Annotated in this window: 19 protein-coding genes and 2 pseudogenes; 13 read left to right on the forward strand and 8 right to left on the reverse strand. The window is 45.2% G+C overall.

Annotation, left to right across the window (positions count from 1 at the left end; genetic code table 11):
* The first annotated feature begins 1,413 nt into the window (after positions 1-1,413).
* The 6 genes from JCM19037_RS26600 (at position 1,414) to JCM19037_RS03340 (ending at position 6,108) form a co-directional block, all read left to right on the forward strand.
* A complete protein-coding gene (locus JCM19037_RS26600) occupies positions 1,414-2,214 on the forward strand; it encodes an L-lactate permease (protein ID WP_238544515.1) in 801 nt (266 codons plus the stop codon).
* A gap of 151 nt (positions 2,215-2,365) precedes the next feature.
* Positions 2,366-2,893, forward strand: a complete 528-nt coding sequence (locus JCM19037_RS28155; RefSeq protein ID WP_255357836.1) for an L-lactate permease — start codon at positions 2,366-2,368, stop codon at positions 2,891-2,893.
* A gap of 50 nt (positions 2,894-2,943) precedes the next feature.
* Complete coding sequence (locus tag JCM19037_RS28160) at positions 2,944-3,207, forward strand: L-lactate permease (protein ID WP_255357837.1); 264 nt, start codon at positions 2,944-2,946, stop codon at positions 3,205-3,207.
* Positions 3,208-3,227: 20 nt separating this feature from the next.
* Positions 3,228-3,944, forward strand: a complete 717-nt coding sequence (locus JCM19037_RS03330) for a (Fe-S)-binding protein (protein WP_042397858.1) — start codon at positions 3,228-3,230, stop codon at positions 3,942-3,944.
* Between the two features lie 21 nt (positions 3,945-3,965).
* Complete coding sequence (locus tag JCM19037_RS03335; protein WP_042397861.1) at positions 3,966-5,399, forward strand: LutB/LldF family L-lactate oxidation iron-sulfur protein; 1,434 nt, start codon at positions 3,966-3,968, stop codon at positions 5,397-5,399.
* Positions 5,392-6,108 carry a lactate utilization protein C gene (locus JCM19037_RS03340; RefSeq protein ID WP_042397864.1) on the forward strand — a complete coding sequence of 239 codons (717 nt, stop codon included), beginning with the start codon at positions 5,392-5,394 and terminating at the stop codon, positions 6,106-6,108. Before JCM19037_RS03335 ends, JCM19037_RS03340 begins: the two co-directional genes overlap by 8 nt.
* Positions 6,109-6,168: 60 nt before the next feature.
* On the opposite strand, the pseudogene JCM19037_RS29835 reads toward JCM19037_RS03340, so the two are convergent.
* Positions 6,169-6,509, reverse strand: a pseudogene (locus tag JCM19037_RS29835) (DUF4870 domain-containing protein).
* A gap of 77 nt (positions 6,510-6,586) precedes the next feature.
* On the opposite strand from JCM19037_RS29835, the gene JCM19037_RS03350 reads away from it, so the two are divergent.
* Positions 6,587-7,375 carry an alpha/beta hydrolase gene (locus tag JCM19037_RS03350; RefSeq protein ID WP_052363497.1) on the forward strand — a complete coding sequence of 263 codons (789 nt, stop codon included), beginning with the start codon at positions 6,587-6,589 and terminating at the stop codon, positions 7,373-7,375.
* Here JCM19037_RS03350 and JCM19037_RS26620 read toward each other — a convergent pair.
* From JCM19037_RS26620 to JCM19037_RS03360, 3 genes are read right to left on the reverse strand one after another with little or no spacing between them, the layout of a single operon-like run.
* On the reverse strand, positions 7,361-7,702 hold the full coding sequence (locus JCM19037_RS26620) for a hypothetical protein (RefSeq protein WP_238544516.1): 342 nt from the start codon (positions 7,700-7,702) through the stop codon (positions 7,361-7,363). The two genes, JCM19037_RS03350 and JCM19037_RS26620, sit on opposite strands and share 15 nt — an antisense overlap.
* A complete protein-coding gene (locus tag JCM19037_RS26625; RefSeq protein ID WP_238544517.1) occupies positions 7,702-8,124 on the reverse strand; it encodes a hypothetical protein in 423 nt (140 codons plus the stop codon). The genes JCM19037_RS26620 and JCM19037_RS26625 overlap by 1 nt, the downstream gene beginning before the upstream one ends.
* A gap of 22 nt (positions 8,125-8,146) precedes the next feature.
* Positions 8,147-8,647 carry a GNAT family N-acetyltransferase gene (locus JCM19037_RS03360; RefSeq protein WP_042397867.1) on the reverse strand — a complete coding sequence of 167 codons (501 nt, stop codon included), beginning with the start codon at positions 8,645-8,647 and terminating at the stop codon, positions 8,147-8,149.
* A gap of 96 nt (positions 8,648-8,743) precedes the next feature.
* Here JCM19037_RS03360 and JCM19037_RS03365 point away from each other — a divergent pair, with 96 nt between their 5' ends.
* The gene (locus tag JCM19037_RS03365; protein ID WP_304412685.1) at positions 8,744-9,523 is read left to right on the forward strand and encodes a class I SAM-dependent methyltransferase; all 780 of its coding nucleotides are present in this window, start codon (positions 8,744-8,746) and stop codon (positions 9,521-9,523) included.
* Between the two features lie 33 nt (positions 9,524-9,556).
* On the opposite strand, the gene JCM19037_RS03370 is transcribed toward JCM19037_RS03365, so the two are convergent.
* Positions 9,557-10,882, reverse strand: a complete 1,326-nt coding sequence (locus JCM19037_RS03370) for a short-chain fatty acid transporter (protein WP_042397873.1) — start codon at positions 10,880-10,882, stop codon at positions 9,557-9,559.
* A 119-nt stretch (positions 10,883-11,001) separates the two neighbouring features.
* Between JCM19037_RS03370 and JCM19037_RS03375 the strand changes: the two genes are divergently transcribed.
* The 4 genes and pseudogenes from JCM19037_RS03375 (at position 11,002) to JCM19037_RS03395 (ending at position 13,473) form a co-directional block, all read left to right on the forward strand.
* Positions 11,002-12,066, forward strand: a complete 1,065-nt coding sequence (locus JCM19037_RS03375; RefSeq protein WP_238544518.1) for a M20/M25/M40 family metallo-hydrolase — start codon at positions 11,002-11,004, stop codon at positions 12,064-12,066.
* Positions 12,067-12,088: 22 nt separating this feature from the next.
* A pseudogene (locus JCM19037_RS03380) lies at positions 12,089-12,638 on the forward strand (DJ-1/PfpI family protein).
* Between the two features lie 11 nt (positions 12,639-12,649).
* On the forward strand, positions 12,650-12,889 hold the full coding sequence (locus tag JCM19037_RS03385) for a DUF4190 domain-containing protein (RefSeq protein WP_052363498.1): 240 nt from the start codon (positions 12,650-12,652) through the stop codon (positions 12,887-12,889).
* 272 nt (positions 12,890-13,161) lie between these two features.
* Positions 13,162-13,473: a hypothetical protein gene (locus tag JCM19037_RS03395; protein ID WP_042397879.1), complete on the forward strand. Its 312-nt coding sequence runs from the start codon at positions 13,162-13,164 to the stop codon at positions 13,471-13,473.
* A 31-nt stretch (positions 13,474-13,504) separates the two neighbouring features.
* On the opposite strand, the gene JCM19037_RS03400 is transcribed toward JCM19037_RS03395, so the two are convergent.
* The 3 genes from JCM19037_RS03400 to JCM19037_RS03410 are packed head-to-tail and all read right to left on the reverse strand — an operon-like array spanning position 13,505 to position 15,712.
* Complete coding sequence (locus tag JCM19037_RS03400) at positions 13,505-14,776, reverse strand: globin-coupled sensor protein (protein ID WP_042397882.1); 1,272 nt, start codon at positions 14,774-14,776, stop codon at positions 13,505-13,507.
* A gap of 58 nt (positions 14,777-14,834) precedes the next feature.
* Positions 14,835-15,248 (reverse strand): DUF3021 domain-containing protein, encoded by a 414-nt coding sequence (locus JCM19037_RS03405; protein ID WP_042397885.1) that lies wholly within the window; start codon positions 15,246-15,248, stop codon positions 14,835-14,837.
* Between the two features lie 5 nt (positions 15,249-15,253).
* A complete protein-coding gene (locus JCM19037_RS03410; protein ID WP_042397888.1) occupies positions 15,254-15,712 on the reverse strand; it encodes a LytTR family DNA-binding domain-containing protein in 459 nt (152 codons plus the stop codon).
* A 387-nt stretch (positions 15,713-16,099) separates the two neighbouring features.
* Here JCM19037_RS03410 and JCM19037_RS03415 point away from each other — a divergent pair, with 387 nt between their 5' ends.
* Positions 16,100-17,593, forward strand: coding sequence for a helix-turn-helix domain-containing protein (locus JCM19037_RS03415; RefSeq protein WP_042397890.1), 1,494 nt, complete (start codon positions 16,100-16,102; stop codon positions 17,591-17,593).
* Positions 17,594-17,607: the final 14 nt, after the last annotated feature.

The following is a 17,607-nucleotide window of genomic DNA, read 5'->3' on the forward strand; positions in this document are numbered from 1 at the left end:
TCTAGTGACTTGGGGCGCTGGGGATGTAATGAACTCATCATAGATCTCGTCTATTCGGGATGTTCTATTGATATCAAGAAAAAATCGTATCCGTTTTTAAATTTCCCTCTTCTATATAGAATGAACTAAATACGTTCTTGACTTGCACTGTTTAGTTTTGGGTTGGAGGGGCAGCGTGGTGCTCTTTTGCACAGTTTGTCCCAACTTGCGCGCAGATTTCAGGCTGGAGTGCCAACGACTCGTCGGCCCCAGCAGGCCGAAGCCAAACCGGACTCGGTTCGGCGTGGGGATGTACACATGACCTTATGATCTGTTACCGAGTTTGCACATTCTGTTCCCTAGTTTATGAGAATATATCGCTTTTCTTGCGATCTTCCCCAACTTGAGAACAGTTCGGTCGCAACTCGAGCACAGTTTCCACTTTACCGAGCTACCCATTGGTTCTTAAAGAAATTCTTTTGTTCAACTTATATAGCACCGAGCAGGGCGAAAATTTTACCATAGAGCTCCCTATGGTAAGATTTCTTTTCTTTTCCGCGTTTCGTTGTTGCAAATGCTACCATAGCCAGACGAGCCACTCATAAATACCCGTAAGTAAAAACATCTCGCTTTTTGTGCAACTCGTGAATGCGAACCCTCCGACCTATTTGCGAGTTTCAATTTCCTTTTTCGGTGACCTCTCAAACGTATGCGATAGATTTTGCACGTTGTATGGAAGGGGAATGATTGCTTGCCCTCGGGCCTGTCTGTCGATCCACGTTCAGCGTGTGACGAGATCCCTCTCAACGACGAGCAACCATCGGCACCTAAGGTGCCGAAATGAAACCGAACTTGTGTCGGCATGGTCCATGCCGATCTTTGACGCTAGAGGGTCGTCGACAGGGCATTTCCACAAAACGAGTCGCTAGTTGTGAAGGTGAAGAGAAGACAAGAACCGTTTACGCTAGTATCCCGAATAAGCAGGTAGCATTCGAAGAATTTCTGACCGGTACGCTTTCCAAAGTGTGCACGCTAACTGCGTGGTTCTCACACATTTTTTTGTGACAATCCTCCCTCAAATGGGCTACTTTATGGCACGGAATGCCTCATATATTTTGATTTGTGACAATATGAGACGCTTAAGTGACAATCGACGATAATAATGTTGGTTTTCCGGAATGAACGGTCACACAAACGCATATTTGTGACACTTCGAGTACTTCTAAAAAACCACTGGCTGTTTTGCACGCCAAACGATAAGAGCAAACCGATATTGCCCGATCGTCTGGAGCCACACCATTCATTCCTCTGCCACAAAGCCCGATTCTTCGTAACTTTGAAAACCTTTTCTTGAACTATGAAAGCGTTTCACTTATAATGGTCTGCATATAGACATAAGGTCATCTGATGACTTAGGGGTAGGGAGCGTTTATAATGAGTGAAGGGTTATTAAGTTTGATTGCGATTTTACCGATCGTTGCGGTATTTTTCTTTCTTGTTATTTTACGTTGGCCGGCGAAAGTGGCGATGCCAATCGCGTTCGTTGTCACTGTGATCATCTCTTTATTTGTTTGGGATGTTCCCGGTTCACAAGTCGCTGCTGCAGCTACAAATGGTCTAGTTACAGCGCTTGAAGTTGCCATTATTGTGTTCGGCGCGTTGCTTTTATTGAATACACTCAAAGAGAGTGGAGCGGTTCAGACGATCCGTAATGGATTTACGCAAATTTCTCCGGACAGAAGAATTCAAGTCATTATTATTTGTTGGTTGTTCGGTACGTTTCTTGAAGGTGCTGCCGGTTGGGGGGCGCCAGCGACAATTATCGGTCCGTTACTCATTGCTGTAGGTTTTCCGGCGATGGCCGCGGTGATGGTTGCGCTCATGTTGCAATCTGCCCCTGTTTCTTTCGGTGCAATTGGAACACCGATTCTTGTCGGTGTAGGGTCAGGGCTTGAAGGCAATGAGATCGTCACGAACTTTATTTCAAATTCTACATATTCGGATTACAACGCATTCATTACCGATGTCGGTGCGCAAGTGGCAATTTTTCATGGAATCATCGGTACATTTATTCCTCTTTTTATGGTGGCGATGCTCACGTTCTTCTTCGGCAAAAACCGTTCGTTTAAAGAAGGGTTGGCCATCTGGAAATTTGCGATTTTCGGAGGGTTGGCATTCACCGTCCCATCCGTCCTTGTAGCCAATTTATTAGGGCTGAATTCCCAGCGCTATTAGGAGGCCTCATTGGACTTGCAATCGTGATCCCTGCGGCAAGAAAAGGGTGGTTCATGCCAAAGCATCATTGGGACTTCCCTGAGAAGAAGCATTGGGAGCCAGAATGGCTAAGCAACATGAAGTTATCGTTGGATCGTGCCCCTTCAGGCGGATGACAAGTCTAAGAGCTTGGATGCCGTATGTCCTTGTTGCTCTCATCTTAATTGTCATTAAAATCGACTGGCTTCCGTTCCAAGATTGGATTGCACGTACAGAGATCGCGGTTTCTTCACTATTTGGCACAGACATTGATATTAGCAGTGTGATTTTAGACATACCGGGCATGACGCTCATTGCGGTTTCAATCATTTGTATCTGGTTACATCAATTGTCATTCAAACAATACTGGTCCGCTGTAAAAACATCATTTAAAACGGTTTCGGGAGCGATTATTGCACTTTTGTTCTCGGTACCACTCGTCCAAATCTTCATCAATACCGATGTAAATCTCTCAGGGCTCGAAAGTATGCCGCTCACAATGGCGAATTGGCTCGCGAATTTCACCGGTGATTTGTATCCGTTATTTGCCCCGATTGTTGGTGCGTTAGGCGCCTTCGTTGCTGGAAGTAACACGGTGAGCAACATGATGTTCTCGCTATTCCAGTTTGGTGTAGCCGATGAATTAATGATGAGCCGCTAATCATTGTCGCATTGCAAGCTGTCGGTGGAGCTGCTGGGAACCTGATTTGCGTGCATAACGTCGTCGCTGCTTCAGCTTCCGCGGGTATCTCTGGTAAAGAAGGAACGTTCATTCGAAGAATGATGATCCCGCTCACGTATTACCTCGTGTTTGCAGGGGGGCTTGGTATGATCGCTATTCACGGCTCTGGAATCGGAACAGCCATTCTCGGTGCGGTAGCTCTTTTCATCATTGCCATGATCATCATTGGACAAAAAAAGAAACAAGAACTGGACGGTTTGCATTACAATAAAGAAAACATATTTCATCAATAACGTAAAAGGAGTGAATGGACATGAACGTTTCCTTGTTTATCACGTGTCTTGGGGACCATTTCTACCCGAATGCAGGTCGTGCGACAGTGGAACTGTTGGAACGATTTGACTGCCGTGTAGATTTCCCAGCTTCGCAAACATGTTGTGGTCAGCCGGCGTTTAATAGCGGCTATCATGAGGATGCGAAAAAGGCGGCAAAGCAGACCATCACCGCCTTTCAAGATTCGGAATACGTCGTCACGCCTTCTGGCTCATGCGCAGCCATGCTCCATGAATACTCACATCTTCTGAGTGACGACAAGGAGTGGGAACAGAAGGCAGAAGCGTTGGCAGAAAAGACATTTGAAGTGACGGAGTTTCTTGTAAATGTACTTGGAGTCGAAGATACAGGCGCGCGTTTTCAAGGAACGGCAACGTACCACACGTCTTGCCATATGACGAGGCTTCTCGGTGTGAAAGATGCACCGATGAAGTTGCTAGAAAACGTAAAAGGGTTAGAGATGATTGACTTACCAAACAAGCATGATTGCTGTGGGTTTGGCGGTACGTTTGCCGTGAAAATGCCACAGATTTCTACAGAGATGGTACAAGAGAAAGCCGATTGTGTAAGAGAAACGAATGCAGACATTTTAATCGGAGCGGATGCCGGTTGTTTAATGAACATTGGAGGGAAGTTGTCACGGGAAAAAAGCGGTGTTCGCGTAATGCACATTACCGAAGTCTTGAATCATCAATAATACGTAGAGGAGGACGATTCCGTGCCATTACGAGTAGGTAGCGATGCATTTGCCGAGCGAGTTGACACAGGTCTGGAAGATGCGTTCATGCGAGGGGCGGTACGCTCAGCGCAAGAGCGTTTGCGGGAGCGTAAACATACATCCTCAGAGCAGCTCGGGGATTGGGAAGCGTGGCGTGATCACGGAGAGGAAATCCGTACACATACGCTCAATCATTTAGACTATTACTTGGAACAGCTGAGCGACAACATTGCTGAAATGGGTGGGCACGTATTCTTCGCAGAAACGGCGGAAGAAGCGAATGCATACGTGCGTGAAGTTGCCAGGAAAAAAGAAGCGAAAAAGATTGTTAAATCAAAGTCGATGGTCACCGAAGAAATCTCGTTAAATGAAGTGCTCGAAGCCGATGGCCGAGAAGTGATCGAGACAGACCTAGGCGAATACATTCTCCAAATCGATGATCACGACCCACCTTCTCACATTGTCGCGCCTGCACTTCATAAAAACCGCTCCCAAATTCGTGATGTGTTTAAAGAGCGGAAAGGGTACAGCGAAACAGATGATCCAGATGAACTCACACGTTTCGCTCGTGAACAGCTTCGCCAAGAGTTTTTAGATGCTGACCTTGGCATTACCGGTTGCAACTTTGCGGTCGCAGAATCAGGTTCAATTTCACTTGTGACGAATGAAGGAAACGCGAGACTTGTAAGTGCATTGCCAAAAACGCAAGTAACCGTCATGGGGATGGAGCGGATCGTTCCAACTTGGGAAGAGCTCGACGTATTGGTCAGTCTGCTTTGTCGAAGTGCGGTTGGGCAAAAGCTAACGTCATACATTACAGGCCTCACTGGACCGAAAACAGAAGGCGAGGTGGACGGTCCAGAAGAATTTCACCTCGTCATCGTCGATAACGGACGCTCCAAAATCTTAGGCACACAATTTCAATCCGCATTGCACTGTATCCGTTGTGCTGCTTGTGTGAACGTGTGCCCAGTCTATCGTCACGTCGGTGGTCATGCGTACGGGTCCATTTATAATGGACCGATTGGCGCGGTCCTTACACCGCTTCTCGATGGGTATGAGAACAATAAAGACTTGCCATATGCTTCGTCATTATGCGCAGCGTGTACAGAAGCTTGTCCAGTAAAGATTCCGTTGCATGAACATCTGATTGCTCACCGCCAAATCATTACCGAAAAAGAAAAGTTAGGGTCTATGCCTGAGCGTTGGTCAATGAGGCTATTTGGTACCGGCGTGAGTAGTTCTAAACTTTATCGTCTCGCTTCTAAGAATGCTCACCTTGCCTTAAAGCCTTGGACAAAAGGGGATCGCATATCTTCGGGACCGAGCTTAATTAAAGAATGGACACGTTCACGTGATCTACCTGCTCCTTCTCGCGACCGTTTTCGCGATTGGTGGATGCGTCGTGGCAAAGGAGATGGTCAAGATGAGTAGAGGTACGGTCCAAAATCGGAAATCATTTCTGAACAACATTGCAGAAAAGATGGGTAGAGCGCGTGTCGACCACGTGGAACGCCCAGTTTATAAGCACCGCCCTCAATGGGATGTGTATGCAAATGCGACGCCTGATGAACTGCTCGACGTATTCAAAGAGCAGTGCCAGCACATTCATACAGATGTGATCGAAGTTGAAAAAAGTGGTGTCGCCAAAGCGGTAGCAGAAACGTTCGGTCGTTATCAAGCACAGTCGTATCTTATGTGGGACGATCCCCGGCTTAAAGATGTGGGTCTAGATGATCGTTTTCAAGAGCAGATGAAGCAACTGGACGTGGACACATTTATTTGGGACCCGGAAAGTGATGAGAACATTCGGGTTGCCGAACAAGCAACGGTCGGGATTACGTACAGCGACATGACACTTGCCGAGTCTGGGACAGTCGTATTGTTCAGTTCAAGTGAAAAAGGCAGAGCGGTAAGCCTCTTACCCGAGACGTATATTGCCATTATCCCGAAAAGTTCTCTTGTACCGAGAATGACACAAGCGACTTACGAAATTCATCAACGGGTAGAAAATGGTGAACGCTTGCCGTCTTGCATCAATTTCATATCCGGACCCTCTAACAGCGCAGATATTGAAATGAGCCTAGTCGTCGGCGTGCACGGACCGGTAAAAGCAACGTACATCGTGTTTGACGATGAGTAATTCGCTTATATAGAAAAACGTCCCGATCTTTTTGATCGGGACGTTTTTCAAACCGATGTTCTACCTTATAAATGGAATCGACAGCGGATATTTGTATAACTCACCGTTCGATGCTTTGACGGTCGCAATGATAACGAATACGATCCAGCAATGCCGACGATAAATACGAGCACGAAGCCAATAAATACGAATATGAGAATAGATGAGACGATCGCATAAATGAAATAAGAAATCTGAAAATTGACGGCGGCTTTTCCGTGCGCATCCACATATTCAGACTCATGACGTTTGATGAGCCAAAGAATGAGAGGAGCAAAAAGTGTAGCTAACGGAATGATGAAGCCAGAAAATGCACTTAAATGCAGAAACAACCCATACGTTCGTTCTGTTGAAGCATCCATTGAAAACCACTCCCGATAAAACGTGATTATTCAATGTATTCATGGTACGTTGGCATTATGTTAAGGGGTGTGGACACGTGCGATTCGCAAAGATTCTAACGATGATTGGTAGTGTTTTTCTAGCCATGGTCGGTCTGATCTATTTTTTTCAAGAGCAAATCATTTTTCACCCAACCGCTGTGGATGAGGCACAAACGGCCCGGTTAGAGGCTGCGGACGGTGTGGAAGAGATGATTGTACAAACACCGGACGGCACGCTGTTACACGGGTGGTTCGTTGGGAATTCAAAACAGGACATGATCCTTTATTACGGTGGCAATGCCGAAAATGTGTCGGACAAAGCGGCCGAAGTGAACGAGCGCTGGCCAGAAAGAAATGTCGTACTCATGAATTACCGGGGATACGGTGCAAGCGAAGGTACGCCAGGTGAAGAAGAATTATTTTCGGATGCGCTGTACGTGTATGATGAAGTGGCCGAGAACGCTGAACAAATCACGGTGATGGGCAGGAGCTTAGGAACGGCTGTTGCCGCGTATGTGGCGGACAACCGCGACGTTGACCGTGCGATTTTCGTGACCCCTTTTGATCGGCTAGCAAGCGTAGGTGCCGCGCAATTCCCGTTTTTACCGGTTGATTTGTTGTTGCGCCATCCGTTTGATACGAAGGAACATTTGCAAGACGTGAGCGCACCGATGCTCATGATCGTTGCCGGTGATGATGAAGTAGTCCCCTTCGAGCGTAGCCGTGCCTTGTATGAATCACAAGACACAGCTGAATGGATCGTCATTGGCGAGCACGGGCACAACACGATTCATACAGACCCAACGTATTGGGATCGGATTGAGCGCTTCTTAGAAACGAAGTGATAAACAAGTGAGGCTACCGTCTTGCTTTTCAAACTCAGACATGTCTAGCTCAATAATGGGCAGACCGAGTTTTTGCAATTGTGCACGAGTTTGTGGATAACCTTTTGGCATGATTAAATGATCGTTGATCCGTAGGCAGTTGGCCGCATACGCTTCTTCATCCGGCACAACGATTCGATCAAACGTTGTAAACGCTGGGTCTTGTACGAATTCGCCTGCGACGAGCATGTAATTGTCTCCCATATACGTACAACCTGTTTTAAGGTGAAGAATGTGCTGCACCGGAACGGTCGAACTACTCACATTAAAGCGTGTTAGGATCTCCATTAACTGCGTGGCGCCTTTTTCATTCGTACGAGCTGATATGCCGATGTAAACATGGTTATCCACCGAAGCACGTCGCCGCCTTCAAGTGTGCCAGGGGAGACGATCGTTTCAGTTGTGTTAAATAACGGCGTGAGCGTGTCTCTCATAAGTGCCGTTTCTTCGATTCGCTCACGTGTGCCCGGTCGAGTCAAAATCGCGCAATCCGGCAACACGACAGCAGGGTCTTCCACAAAAGTCGAATCAGGAAAACGATCATCAGCAGGAAGAACGGTTATTTGAACTCCGCAGTCTTTAAGCGCTTGAACGTAGTTGGCATGTTGCTCACGGGCGCGGGCAAGATCAGGTTTTCCAAGGGTGGCGTCGGTGAGACCTGAGCTAAAATTTTCACTAACTTCTTTCACGATGGCATGTGTAATCTTCATGGTCTGTTCACCTCATTAATTGTTATGTAAGCAGCTTATAGAAATAGAGTTCATCATGGTAGACATCGTCTATGCAAAGGGATGCGTAGCGAATGCCTTCCTGTTCATAACCGAGTGATGAATAAAGGGATATGGCGGCGTGATTGTGGACAAGTGTGGTCAGTTCTAAACGGTGCACGCCGGCGCTTTCTGCCCACGTCTCTGCGTGTTGCATGAGCTGTGACCCTACACCTTGCCCTCTTGCCCGCTCGTCAACACCGATCACAACAAATGCTCGGTGCTTGGTTCTTCGTAAGTCATTTCCCATCATAAATACATAGCCACAGAGTGCTTCGTTATGATTTACAGCAACAAACCAGCGGCTATGCGGGGTATGTTGAATGTTTTGAATGTGCTTTTCTAATCCATCCGGGCGTGCTTTTCGCTCACCAGGGTGATACAGCATCACATTCGATGCGTCAACGTCCTTTAATAGACGAGCGAGTGGTGCTGCGTCCTCTCGAGTGACCTCTCTCACGAACATACAAAAAACTCCTATCATTTTTTCTTATCCCTACCTATTCGACATCGTTAGTCGTGTTTTCCTTCAAGCTACCGTAAACTATTTATAGAAGGAGTGATGAAAATGAGTGACTTTAAGAAAACCGTTCAACAAACGTTTTCCTCTGCCTCTGCCAATTATGTCACGAGTCAACTGCATGCCAAAGGTGAGGACTTGCGTCTGCTCGTGGCCGAGTTGGAGCATAACAAGTATGAACGTTTGTTAGACATTGCGACCGGGGCGGGTCACGTGAGTTTAGCCGCAGCTCCCCACGTGAATGAAGTAACGGCGATGGACTTAACGAAAGAAATGCTTGGGACGGCCGAGGCGTTCATCACAAAGAACGGTTTTGAGAATGTATCCTACGTTGAAGGGGACGCAGAAAAGCTAGATTTTCCCAATTCATCGTACGATGTTGCTGTATGCCGCATTGCGGCTCACCACTTTGAACGCCCAGATCAATTCCTTGAAGGGGCGCACCGTGTCATCCAAACTGGAGGTAGCTTATACATCTTGGACAACACCGCACCTGAAAATGATGATTGGGACGAGTTTTATAATACGGTTGAAAAGAAGCGTGACCCGAGTCATTTCCGTGCGTGGAAGAAAAGCGAGTGGGTTCAGATGGTTGAACGTGCAGGCTTTACTGTAGAGCGTGTCCAACGCTTTACGAAAACGTTTCTCTTTACAGATTGGTGCGATCGTTTGGACGTACCGAACGAAACGAGAAAAGAATTGACCGATTTGTTGTTAGCATCATCAGACGACCATAAACAGAAATTCAACATCATCACAAAAAGAGATGAACTACATTCGTTTGCTGGGGAGTCCATCCTTTTGCACGCGGTGAAGAACTAGAGAACTGCGGGGACATTTGTCCCCGCAGTTGGTCTATATAAACAGTAAACCGATCGCTATCGGAATGAATGACCAGATGAGAATAATGACGCAAAAGCCCATAATGTCACGGACCTTAAGTCCAGCAATCGCGAGAAGTGGCAACGTCCAAAACGGCTGAATCATGTTCGTCCACGCGTCCCCCCAAGCAACCGCCATCGCAATTCTTGCCGGCTCTGCACCGATTTCATAGGCAGCACTCATCATAATCGGTCCTTGAACAGCCCACTGACCACCACCAGAAGGGACGAAGAAGTTCACAATGGCGGCGCTAATAAATGTGAAAAGTGGGAACGTCGCTTCATTGGAAATGAGGATAAACATTTCCGACATCATATCCGATAAACCTGATTCGACCATCATGCCCATGATCCCTGCGTAAAACGGGAACTGAATAATGATGCCACCGGCGTTACGTACCGCATCACTCACTGTTTTTAGAAATCTTCGTGGCGTTTTGTGCAACAATATACCTAGGAAAAGAAACGTGAAATTAACGATGTTTAAATTAAGATCCAAACCGTTTTGTACGAAATGCATGACGACGAATATGAGTCCAAGGCCCCCGATAACGAGCGAGATGATCTGACTGTTTTCTAATCGATCAGCTGCTGTTTTTGGCTTGTCATCGATCGTTTCTTCCTTAGCCGCGGCTTGCTCGGTAAAGACAGGCTCAATTTTTTGTGATGAGTCTGCAGCTCTCATGAGCAGTCGGTTCATAATGGGCAGTAAGATGACCATTGTAATGACGATGAACAAGTTAAATGGTGAAAACAATGTCTCCCCGATGGGGATTGTCCCCATCATATCTTCGAGAAAGTGACCGGGTGTGGCGATGGTGAGTGGGATGGAGCCAGATAGTCCGCCGTGCCAGACGAGCATCCCACTGTAAGCGGAGGCGACGAGCAAGCGGAAGTTCACTTTGGGCACTTGTTGGACGACGTGGCGTGCGAACAGTGCCCCGATGACTAAGCCAAACCCATAGTTAATGAGGCAGGCAAAGGTTGCGACGAGGGTGACGAGCATGATTGCTTGTCCAGGTGTATTGGCGAACAATGCTAAGCGGGCAAGGATGCTTTTTACGACAGAACTATTTGCGAGTATGTAGCCGGTCACGACGATCAAAGACATTTGCATAGCAAACTCTAGTAAGTCCCAAAACCCTTCTCCCCAAAACTGCACCATGGCAATGGGTGAGCTGTCGGTGATGAAAATGCCGAGCAAAAAGACGATAAAAGTTAAAATAAGGGCGAAAAGAAAGGCATCGGGCAAATAGCGTTGGACAATTCGATCGCAAAAACGTGTTACGTGCGTAAACATGAGCTAGACACCTCTTTTGTTATATTATTTGAATAATCATACCATTTAATTTATTTGGTTGTGGAAAGAATTTTGCGATCTAAGGTACACTAATACGAGAAGCTTAGGAGGTGGACGGTTTGGAAACAAACCCGCATGATTTTTTGTATGAAATGTTACGTACGCCCTCGCCATCAGGAAGAGAAGAGCAACTGCAAGAGAAATGGTTGGAATACGTGAAGTCTTCCGCAGATGAGCTACGAACTGACGGGGCAGGAAATGCGTATGCGATTTTACAGCCAGAGGCGCCGTTTCGCGTATTGCTTGCTGGGCATAGTGATGAGATTGGATTTATGATTAAGCATATTGATGAGTCTGGCTTTTTGCGTGTGGAACCTCTTGGCGGCATTAGTCCGTTGCCCGCGCTCGGCATGCGTGTAACCATACTCGGAACTAACGGGACAATTACTGGGATTATTGGCACAAATGCTGAACATCATGGCGGGGCAAAAGAGAAAATGACGACCGATGATTTGTACATCGACTGTGGCGTTACGACGAAAGCAGAAATCGAGCGTTACGTACAAATTGGCGATCCTGCTGTATATGAGATTGAACCGCAACGGTTATTGAACGAAAGTTTAAGTGGAAGAGGGCTTGATAATCGTACGGGATCGTATATCGTTGCAGAAGTTATCCGCAGATTAAAGGATGAAACGCTTTCTGTAGGCGTGTATGGTGTGAGTACGGTCAATGAAGAAACGAATATGGGGGGTGCGTTTTTTGCAGGTGCGATGACGAAGCCGACGATCGCGATCGCGCTGGATGTGACGTTTGCGACGGATTTCCCAACTGCTAATCCCCAGAAAAATGGGGATGTCCGCTTACAAAAGGGTCCTGTATTAGCAAAAGGAGCGCCGATTAACCGAAAGGTGAATGAATTGCTTGAACGTGCGGCCAAAGATGAAGGGATTTCTCTTCAGTATGAATTGACACCCAAAACAACAGGGACGGATGCTGACCAGTTGCGTTTGACCGGTTCTGGCGTGCCGGTTGCTGTTTTGTCATTGCCACTTCGGTATATGCATGCACCCCGAGAAATGATTTCTCTACAAGACATTGAGCAAGAAATCACACTGTTAACACGTTTCATTTTAAATTTAACGGGAAAAGAAGATGTAAAACCTGTTCACGTTCCGAAGTAAAGGGTAAAGGAGAGGATTGAGCATGGCAAAGATACTTATTCTTACAGGTGACGCAGTAGAAGCGTTGGAAGTATTTTATCCGTACTATCGTTTTCTCGAAGCAGGCATGGAAGCGGACATTGCGTCTCCGTCTGTGAAATCGTTGTACACCGTCAACCATGATTTCATCGAAGGATACGAGACATTTGTGGAAAAGCCTTCGTATGAACTCCAAAGTCATATTGCATTTGCGGACGTTCGCCCCGAAGATTATGATGGATTGATTTTGCGGGAGGACGCGCCCTGAGTACATTCGCATGCATGAACATACCCCGGCGATTGTGAATCACTTTCTAGATGAGAACAAACCGGTCGGCGCAATTTGTCACGCGGTACAAGTGTTTGCAGCGGTTGCTGGAGAACGTTTGAAAGGCCGGGAGTTGACCGCGTACGCTGCGTGTAAACCTGAAGTTGAGGCTGTCGGTGCGACGTTTCGATCAGAGAAAGTGTATGTCGACGGCAACCTCGTATCTGGTCATGCGTGGGATGACTTACCTGGCTTCATGAGAGAGTTTATGAAACTCATCCAGTAGAGGAGGCTTCTATGAACGGAAAAGCGATTGCGTCACTCGTATTAGGTATCGCATCTTTCTTTATTTCTTGGTTTGGCTTTTTAACCGCCGTGGTCGGTATCGTTCTCGGCATGATGGCCCGAAGAGAAATTGGTTCCGGAGGCGAAGGAGCTGGAGTAGCGATTTCAGGAATTATTATTAACGGTATTTCTATTTTGCTAAATGTGTTGCTATTAGTGCTAGGTATTGCTTTTTTAGGCATGTTTTTGTAACTTTGTTGACGCTTGCAACGTACATCTGTTGCAAGCTTAATTTTGGGGTGAGAAATGTTGAAAAGAACTGGGGAATTGGTGTTAAGCATTATTGGGCTAACTCTACACGGGTTTATGAGTTTCATCGTTTTAGTCTTCGCGTTACAAATTCACTTTCTTTTCGGAGTAGGAAGAAACTTTGCTGAAGCAGATCCATTCGTAACTCCTGAAGACCTGTATGCGTTTGACTCGTCCTCGGTATACTTGTCCCTTTTACGTGGTTCGTTACGATTTTGCAATTTATAGCCATCGTTCCCGCAGCAATGGCACTCTATTGGTATCGAAGCAAAGCAAAACGAGCGGGCATTATATTTATTGTTGTCGGTGCTTTAAGCATTATCATCACAGTGGGATTGGGATTCTTTTACGGTGGTTTATACGTAGCAGCGGGCATTATGTTGCTCGTTAGAAAGCCGCCACTGAGAGAAGATAAACCGGTAGAGAACATTTACGGAGCTGACGAGCGCTTGCAAGAAATTGAGGAAGAGCAGATGGAGCGAAAAGAACGGTTTGAGGACCAAGAAAAAACGGACGAACGCACGTAACAATACGTGTGCTCGCCCGTTTTTTCTTGTTTTATTGTTCATGAACTTCTAAGCGCAAATCGGTAAGCTCTTCTGAGAAACTACCCAGTTTATCAAAAGAAGCCATCAGTTCATGAAAACTGGATTGGAACTGTTCAACGGTCGTCGTAAATCCTTCAATCGCAGCAAAGTTCTCTCCGGCTGCTTCGGTAGAGTCAGCTAAACGCTTTTTAATCGTATTCGTTACATCGTTCATGTGATTCGCTTTGTTACTCAAAGCTTCGATGCTTTCGTGGAATTCACTTACATGGTTTTGTGTCTCTTCGATCTGACTTCGAATCGATTCTAGTGCATGTTGTGTGTTGGCAGCAAGTGTTCCAACTTCATTAGCGACGACCGCGAAGCCACGTCCGTATTCTCCAGCTCGAGAAGCCTCAATACTCGCATTTAATGAGAGCACTTTCGTCTTCTTTGCAATCTCCCAAATGGTTTGAGTCACTTTACCAATATTCATCGAGCTTTCGTTCAACAAAGAGAGCTTATCTCGGGACCTTTCCACATCGGATACCATTGCTTCAAGATTGGTCATTGATTCGCTAATATCAGATTGCGCTTCTAGCATGTTGTTTTGCATGTGCTGAGAATCTTGATACAACGATTGCAACCCGGTCGTCACGCGTTCAGTATCGGACCTTTGATTGCTTACGTGGGCTTTCATGTCACTAGAATGTTCAGCAAGATCTTTCGCTGCTTTTGTGAGTTGTTCATTCTGAGAAAGACGAGCTTCGTTGTATTGTGTAAGCGAGTCTGCGTACGTCCCGATGTATGTGCCAATTGCGATTTGCATATCTAGAGAACAGAGCCGCTGGAAAGATTGAAGGATCGACAAGGCATCCTTTTTTGGAAGCTCATTTATTACGAGCGATAGCATTTCATTTTGAATCCGTGTGTAGGCAGCGATATACCATTGTTCACTAAGCCCAATTCGGTAATGAATCGCACCGACGACGTGACGGTGTTTCAAATATTCAGCGCCAATCTTTCCAGAAAACATATCCAAAAGGTAACTTGAAAACATGCGTTTTAGACGATCAACAGATGAGTGATTGTCAATGATTGAACGAAGATGGGGGTCTTTAACAATGGGTTCATAAAACCGATCAACGAGTGACTCTACATGCTGATTAACGAACGATTGAATGCTGTGCAAGCGTTCTATATCTTCAGCTGTAAACCCTGTAAATCCAATCAAGTCGCGCTCGTTGCCCTGAATCAATTCTTGATAATAATCGGAATACGTGAATGTTTGTGTACTCGTCGTCATCAAACCACCTCTATCTGTTATTTCGGCACATAGAGTAAATTGTTTATTTCTATTTAGATTACAGAGAGTCTCGATTTAAAGATTCATTAAAGTTCTTCGCTAGTCGACGATAATATACATAAAAACCCATCCAATGAAGGGCATAAAAAAGGGTGAAGAGCGCAACAGCTAGCAGTAGCGGTAATGGTCGAAGCGGAACCCAACTTACAATCAGAGCAATAGAAAAATAAACGATGATCGAAGTCGCATAATGAACAATTGTCGCTTTTAACGTACTCCAATTCTCAAGATCAAAGACGAAAGACGATAGAGAGAAGTATACACCGACAAGCATGCCTCCGAGCATATTTCTCCATATTTCCGCGACCGGAGGGTTGAGATCAATGATCATGAGATACGTCAAAAACACAAACGTGACAATGCCGCCAGCCCCAATTCCAGCAAAAAAGCGGTAAATAATTTCTTTTGCCATGAATATTACCCTCCTGTCAAAATATTGCGCAATGTTTTCACATATTTGCGCGATACGTATTCTTTATTTCCTGATTTGAAAAACACACAAAGGTTTCCGTTAAAAGAAACTTCAAATCGATCAATCTGGTCGATGTTTCCGATTACAGACTTAGAAAACCGCACAAACGTAAAGTCAGTGAGAAGTTCTTCAAGTTCGTACAATTTGTGTTTCATTTCATAACGCTTTTCTCCAATGGCCGCAAACACTTTCCGGTCTTCGGCATACAAATAATCAACCTCGCCAGGCGTGACAACAAACGAAGTATCTCCATCTTCTGCAAGTAGACGAAATGGACTACTCGATGGTTGGCTCTGTTCATTTAATGACCGCATTAATTGCTCTAACTCTTGACTCCATTCTGCTGCGTGGATCGTGATCGACGTTTCCGGATGGTTTTCATTAATGTCGATATGAATTCTCATTACCAGCAGCCTCCTCGTTTATAAGTATACGATACACGTCGTTATGTAGAGTTTATCGTGCGTAAGATGCATTCCAGAAGGAATATCATGCACTTTTTAGTTCCTAACAAACAGCTACGTATTCATTATAGAGAAGGTTGTATAAAAACAAAATAAAAAAAGAAGCAAAGAGCGTTGCTCCATCCACTCGAGTAGGTATAAGATACTAATTTTTATCAATGTGAAGATATATTCATCGACCATAAGATCCAAAATTCTATAGTTTTTAAGGGTTTATATTGAATAGTTTATTCATTTTGTATAATAGTCGCATGTCAAAACTCTTGAGGTAGTAACAAATTAATGGTAAATTAGTAATAATGATCGTGATTAGAAGAGGTGGAAATAGTGGCAGTCCAATTTATCGTCGCAGACCAGGACCAAAATAACCATATCGGATTAAAGTGGGCCATTGAAGCTATGGACACCCATTACCAAGTTCAAAGTTTCGTGGCTACGAGCGGAGAACTACAAGACGCGCTTAGGCACCCGTTTCCTCACATATTAATCCTAGAGATTGATTTATTTGATGATGAGCAATTTTCTGATTTGAGTAGAACGCTACAGCACTTTTCTGGGAAATTGATTGTTTTTGTTAATGATGAGACCTTTAAAACGATGCAACGTACCGTTGAGCTCCAAGCGAATGGCGTCATAAGAAAGCCTGTCGATACAGAAGATTTGAAAGAATGCATAGAGTACGTTATGCAAAATGAAGGACGTAAGCACACGTCTTATCAAGACGCGATTCATATGTCTGAAAGCGAACAGTTATCCAAACAACTTCTTTCACTAGAAACACAACATGAGCAAGAATTTAGCATGCTCATGTTTCGGCCAAGAAACCGGGATCCAATTGCGTTATTCCAGTATCTTCAAGAACTGGAGTCATTACATAATTTTGAATATACGTTAACGATGATGGATGACTGTGTAGTCGTTGTTATTCATCATCATTCGACGAAGACATACAACGTTCCAAGTGAATGTTTAAACCAATGGCAACATAAAGAAGAGAACCCACTCGTTGTTGCTTACTTTGTATCTACAGGTAAAAGTACCTATCGTCAAGCATACCTCGCTTGTCGCCAAGCATTTTCTAACACATACTTCAGTGGCCTAGGTAAAGTACTCATTGCCAATCGGGTAAGTAATTCGAACGCCATTGATTTCCCATATTTAACGCATTTAGAGAAAAAACGGCTATTGGACTTTCTGCAATATACCGACGATGGAGGATTCTTAGAATGGGTGAAAGGTTGGTTGTATGAGTGTGAATCATCGTACCGTGGGTTAGTATATACGAGAAATCGTTCAACTTCCGTCATTGAGAGTCTCTATCATGAGCTTGATCATTCAATTGATAAAGAAGAGGAAACAATGCAACGTCTTAGCACTTTACTTAGACGTGTGCACTATGCTGACCATGCTGAGGAAGTACTGGACATATTGCAAAAGGGATTTTCACTCATGTTGGAACTTCAAGAAAGTGAAAAGTCTACCGTCTCGGTAGAAATTGTGAAGACAGCAATGAATTATATGAGGAGCCAATATGACAATCCTTATCTTACGCTAAGAGATGTTGCCCTCGTCGTCGATCGAAACCCTTCATATCTGGGCCAGTTGTTCGTTCAGCATGAAGGTGGAACGTTTCGGCAAGTGTTACGAGATATGCGGTTAATCGCTGCTATGAAGAAGCTATCCATGACTCGCCAATCTGTAAAACACTTAGCCTTTGATGTCGGCTATCGTGATCCGAACTATTTCAGTCGTCAGTTTAAAGATAAGACTGGTTTATCTCCTCGTGCATACCGTGATGAATATAAAGAAGTCCGTCCCTGAATTGGCAGTTTTAC

The organism is Geomicrobium sp. JCM 19037, from assembly GCF_000698105.1.
Taxonomy (GTDB): Bacteria; Bacillota; Bacilli; order Bacillales; family Marinococcaceae; genus Geomicrobium_A.

Bases quoted from the DNA above. Each gene is read 5' to 3' on its own strand.
- JCM19037_RS03410 (WP_042397888.1), bottom strand. From the start codon at position 15,712: ATGAGAATTCATATCGACATTAATGAAAACCATCCGGAAACGTCGATC.
- JCM19037_RS03330 (WP_042397858.1), top strand. From the start codon at position 3,228: ATGAACGTTTCCTTGTTTATCACGTGTCTTGGGGACCATTTCTACCCG.
- JCM19037_RS03385 (WP_052363498.1), top strand. From the start codon at position 12,650: ATGAACGGAAAAGCGATTGCGTCACTCGTATTAGGTATCGCATCTTTC.
- JCM19037_RS03405 (WP_042397885.1), bottom strand. From the start codon at position 15,248: ATGGCAAAAGAAATTATTTACCGCTTTTTTGCTGGAATTGGGGCTGGC.
- JCM19037_RS28155 (WP_255357836.1), top strand. From the start codon at position 2,366: ATGACAAGTCTAAGAGCTTGGATGCCGTATGTCCTTGTTGCTCTCATC.
- JCM19037_RS26625 (WP_238544517.1), bottom strand. From the start codon at position 8,124: ATGAAGATTACACATGCCATCGTGAAAGAAGTTAGTGAAAATTTTAGC.
- JCM19037_RS26600 (WP_238544515.1), top strand. From the start codon at position 1,414: ATGAGTGAAGGGTTATTAAGTTTGATTGCGATTTTACCGATCGTTGCG.
- JCM19037_RS03360 (WP_042397867.1), bottom strand. From the start codon at position 8,647: ATGTTCGTGAGAGAGGTCACTCGAGAGGACGCAGCACCACTCGCTCGT.
- JCM19037_RS26620 (WP_238544516.1), bottom strand. From the start codon at position 7,702: ATGGAGATCCTAACACGCTTTAATGTGAGTAGTTCGACCGTTCCGGTG.
- JCM19037_RS03340 (WP_042397864.1), top strand. From the start codon at position 5,392: ATGAGTAGAGGTACGGTCCAAAATCGGAAATCATTTCTGAACAACATT.
- JCM19037_RS03400 (WP_042397882.1), bottom strand. From the start codon at position 14,776: ATGACGACGAGTACACAAACATTCACGTATTCCGATTATTATCAAGAA.
- JCM19037_RS03370 (WP_042397873.1), bottom strand. From the start codon at position 10,882: ATGTTTACGCACGTAACACGTTTTTGCGATCGAATTGTCCAACGCTAT.
- JCM19037_RS03365 (WP_304412685.1), top strand. From the start codon at position 8,744: ATGAAAATGAGTGACTTTAAGAAAACCGTTCAACAAACGTTTTCCTCT.